Annotated in this window: 2 protein-coding genes; both read left to right on the top strand. The window is 45.1% G+C overall.

All coding sequences use genetic code 11. From position 1 onward, the window contains the following. A partial coding sequence (gene yciA / locus F1381_RS27850; RefSeq protein WP_151738065.1) for an acyl-CoA thioester hydrolase YciA occupies window positions 1-433 on the top strand: 433 nt, incomplete at its 5' end. Window positions 434-452: 19 nt separating this feature from the next. Next, window positions 453-749, top strand: a complete 297-nt coding sequence (locus F1381_RS27845) for a YciI family protein (protein ID WP_006717394.1) — start codon at window positions 453-455, stop codon at window positions 747-749. Window positions 750-863: the final 114 nt, after the last annotated feature.

Raw genomic sequence — 863 nt, 5'->3', positions numbered from 1 at the left:
CGGGCAACAATCTCACGGCACCCTTCTGCTCAGAACGTTAGCGATGCCTTCTAATACCAACGCTAACGGCGATATTTTTGGTGGTTGGATTATGTCTCAAATGGACATTGGCGGTGCAATCTTAGCAAAAGAAATCGCTCACGGACGCGTTGTGACTGTTGCCGTCGAAAGCATGAATTTCATTCAACCGGTTTCTGTTGGAGATGTAGTTTGTTGCTATGGACAATGTTTACACGTTGGACGTAGCTCAATTAAAATCAAAGTGGAAGTATGGGTTAAAAAAGTTGCAAGCGAACCTATCGGTGAACGCTATTGCGTGACAGAAGCGCAATTTACGTTTGTCGCCGTGGATCCACAAGGCAAACCTCGCGCCATTCCACGCGAAAATAATCACGAATTAGATGCCGCTTTGGCACACATGAAAACGCCATAAACTAACAAGAGGACTCAAAATGTACTACGTCATTTTTGCTCAAGACAAACCGAACACGTTGGCTCAACGCTTGGCAGTGCGTGAGCAACACCTTGCTCGTTTGAAACAACTCCAAGCGGAAGATCGTTTATTAACCGCAGGCCCAAACCCAGCTATTGATGATGAAAATCCGGGTGAGGCCGGTTTCACCGGTTCGACCGTCATTGCCAAGTTTGATAGCTTGCAAGCAGCAAAAGACTGGGCAGCTCAAGATCCTTATGTAGAAGCCGGTGTGTATGGCGATGTCATTATTAAGCCGTTTAAAAAAGTATTTTAATTTTCAAGCGGTCATCACGGAAACATGTTGAACTAATGATAACAAAGGCGGATCTAAGTACCCGCCTTTGATTTAGGACTAATGGAAAATAGCCATGCGATACTTGCAACGAAC

The sequence above is a fragment of the Paenibacillus tengchongensis genome (genome assembly GCF_008973665.1).
In the GTDB taxonomy this organism is placed as follows: Bacteria; Bacillota; Bacilli; order Paenibacillales; family Paenibacillaceae; genus Paenibacillus_AQ; species Paenibacillus_AQ tengchongensis.
The sequence above is the reverse complement of the archived record's forward strand: the minus strand, read 5'-3'. Positions and strand labels throughout refer to the sequence as shown.